Raw genomic sequence first — 2,786 nt, 5'->3', positions numbered from 1 at the left:
TTAATAAGGGGGACTTTTCAATCTAATTCCCCCCTTTTTTAAGGGGGGTTAGGGGGGATCTATGTACCTAATTACAAATTTGACATGCTCCCGGGATGGATGCTCCTTAGATGTTTGTTTATGTAAATTAAAGAGTATTAAAATCATTACCATAAAAATCAAAAATTATCGTGTTTTTGACAACTTGGAAATAAAAAATATTCCAGCATTTTTTGTTATTGTTGGTGCCAACGGAACCGGAAAATAAACCTTGTTTGAAATATTTGGTTTTATCCACGATGCTCTCAAAAATAATATTCGTCAAGCCCTCAAAGTTCGTGGCGGTTTCAATGAAGTTATCACCCGAGGCAAAGAGCAAGAAGATATCGAAATAGAACTTCAGTTCCGTATGAAAATTCTAGGAACTGAGCGCCTGGTTACCTATATTTTGATCATTGGACAAGAGAAGAAAAGACCGTTAATAAAACGAGAAATTCTGCGTTATAAACGTGGCGCACACGGTAAACATTTTCATTTTCTAGACTTTCGAAAAGGAAAAGGATACGCTATCATCAACGAAGAAAACTTTGAACAAGCTGACACAAAACTACAACGGGAAGAACAAGAACTTGAATCCAGCGACATTTTAGCCATAAAAGGCTTAGGACAATTCCAACGCTTCAAAGCCGCCAGTGCCTTTCGTTCCCTGATCGAAAATTGGCATGTTTCCGACTTTCATATCAATGAAGCTAGAGGCAGCAAAGACGCATTCTATGCCGAACACCTCTCCCCCACAGGAGATAATATGGCATTAGTAGCCCAATACATCTATCAAGAACATCCCGAAATATTCGAGAAAATTCTCCAGCGAATGCAAGAGCGAGTCCCCGGCATTTCCAAAGTAGAAGCCAAAAATACTGAAGACGGCAGACTAATCCTAAAATTTCAAGATGAAGCTTTTAAAGACCCCTTTATCGATCGCTATGTTTCCGATGGCACCATGAAAATGTTTGCCTATTTAATATTGCTCTTCGATCCTAAGCCTCACCCCCTGCTCTGTGTCGAAGAACCCGAAAACCAACTTTACCCCAGCCTTTTACATGAACTCGCCGAAGAATTTGCCAGCTATGCCCATCGTGGTGGCCAGGTCTTTGTCTCTACCCACTCCCCTGACTTTTTAACAAAACTCGCGGAATTCCCCACCTTCTTTCAAGGTGGGGATGGATAGCGAGACGACGGCTTGTTGCGAATCGTGCTATAATGAAGTTGGTCGATGACCCGCCTGACTGACTAAAAGGCTACCTTACAAACGGTCTAATATTCTGTAAGTTTTTAGACCTACAGGTGTACAAAGTACTAGCAGAGCTCAGGGTCAGAAGTTACCGCAAGAATAAGGCAGCCTTTATGGTTGGTCGGCTATGGGTAAAAGGGTTAAAACTTTATGATTAAGGCTGCCTTATTCTAAGGTTTCGTCTCCGGGAAGAGACAAGCCCCGGCTGGTTGACCACAGAGTCGTAATTCCAAGGTGAGTCTGTCGAGAGAACTATACGTCTGCGGAAGGCGGATGTCTGCCTGTGGACGCTGAGTAAGACCAATTCCAGCAGGCGCGCGCCTCTGGTTGAGGCTTCGGCGGATGAAGCGGGAAACCCAAAAGACGAATAAGACCGTCCCTGATTTGAGTTGAGTATGGGAAGCCCCAACCTCAGCGAAGCAGGTTGGGGTACTTCACATGCCGTTCCCCTGGAGAGCATCTTTTGGCTGACCAAAGAACATGGGATCACCAAATGCTCAAGGGCTAAAGATGACCGAACCCTTGTCAATCTAGTGGAAGCTGGAGACTTACCCGGCTATCTCTGGAGTCAAGGCTGGTTTAAAGGAGTTGCACCCTAATGAGTTATGACCTGATTTTTCTGCTAGAAGAACCCTCCATGAAAAACGTTTTAGAGCAACTCCTACCGAAAATTATCCCCGATCAAATCACCTATATTTGTATCCCCCACCAAGGCAAACAGGACTTATTTAAATCTATTACTAAAAAAATTAAAGCCTTTCAATATAGTCCCGACACTAGATTCATTATCGTCCATGACCAAGACTCCCATGATTGCCAAAAACTCAAATACGAACTATTATAAATTTGTCAAACTGCCGGAAAATCCAATAATGTGATGATTCGGATCATCTGCCATGAATTAGAATCCTGGTTCTTAGGAAACTTAGCCGCAGTCGAAAAAGCCTATAACATGAAACCTAATAGCCTCAGTAAACAACAAAGTAAAAAGAAATACCGTAACCCCGATCAGCTTAACTCTGCCAAACAAGAGCTTAAAGGTTTAGTTGAGGAATACTATCCAGGAATCCATTCTAAAAAAATTGCACCCTATTTATCTTTAACTGACAATACATCCCACAGTTTTCAAGTCTTTATTAAAGGTATTAAACATATCTTAGAGGTATCACCATGACCAAATCCGGTTGGGTGCATCTCCTAAAAGCTGTTTGACACTCCTGCTCCCTGCTCCCTGCTCCCTGCTCCCTGCTCCCTAAAACCCAAGACCTTAATAGCAGGGTTACCATCTACAAGCGTCTGCGAATCGCTTCTACAATGTTTCGGGTTCGGTGAAGATTCATTAACAAAGCTAGGGTCAATTTTACCGGTAAAAATGCCCAACTGAATGCTAACATCAAGGGGTTGGGCTGCATCGAAGCATAGGAGTAACCATGCTTGAGCATGTTAGTATAGGTTACTTGCTGGCAAATATGAATCTCTGTCACAGAAAGTCCCCCACGCCGCCATTTTCCAGTGA

Annotated in this window: 5 protein-coding genes; 4 read left to right on the top strand and 1 reads right to left on the bottom strand. The window is 42.8% G+C overall.

All coding sequences use genetic code 11. The features are described from left to right. Positions 1-250 precede the first annotated feature (250 nt). The 4 genes from F6K49_RS39675 to F6K49_RS39660 all read left to right on the top strand — a co-directional run bounded on the left by F6K49_RS39675 (position 251) and on the right by F6K49_RS39660 (position 2,444). The gene (locus F6K49_RS39675) at positions 251-1,207 is read left to right on the top strand and encodes an AAA family ATPase (RefSeq protein ID WP_293106158.1); all 957 of its coding nucleotides are present in this window, start codon (positions 251-253) and stop codon (positions 1,205-1,207) included. Between the two features lie 458 nt (positions 1,208-1,665). Further along, a complete protein-coding gene (locus F6K49_RS39670; RefSeq protein WP_293106155.1) occupies positions 1,666-1,869 on the top strand; it encodes a hypothetical protein in 204 nt (67 codons plus the stop codon). Beyond that, positions 1,869-2,114, top strand: a complete 246-nt coding sequence (locus F6K49_RS39665; RefSeq protein WP_293106152.1) for a hypothetical protein — start codon at positions 1,869-1,871, stop codon at positions 2,112-2,114. The genes F6K49_RS39670 and F6K49_RS39665 overlap by 1 nt, the downstream gene beginning before the upstream one ends. Before the next feature lie 30 nt (positions 2,115-2,144). Next, entirely contained in the window at positions 2,145-2,444 is a 300-nt protein-coding gene (locus tag F6K49_RS39660; protein ID WP_293106149.1) for a DUF4276 family protein, read from the top strand. A 112-nt stretch (positions 2,445-2,556) separates the two neighbouring features. On the opposite strand, the gene F6K49_RS39655 is transcribed toward F6K49_RS39660, so the two are convergent. Next, positions 2,557-2,786, bottom strand: a 230-nt coding sequence (locus F6K49_RS39655) for a hypothetical protein (protein WP_293106146.1), incomplete at its 5' end; no start/stop codon positions are given.

It is taken from the genome of Moorena sp. SIO3I6 (assembly GCF_010672095.1).
This window is presented reverse-complemented; position numbering and strand designations above follow the sequence as displayed.

Excerpts from the sequence above, each read along its gene's own strand:
- F6K49_RS39670 (WP_293106155.1), top strand. The coding sequence starts at position 1,666 with ATGGGAAGCCCCAACCTCAGCGAAGCAGGTTGGGGTACTTCACATGCC.
- F6K49_RS39665 (WP_293106152.1), top strand. The coding sequence starts at position 1,869 with ATGAGTTATGACCTGATTTTTCTGCTAGAAGAACCCTCCATGAAAAAC.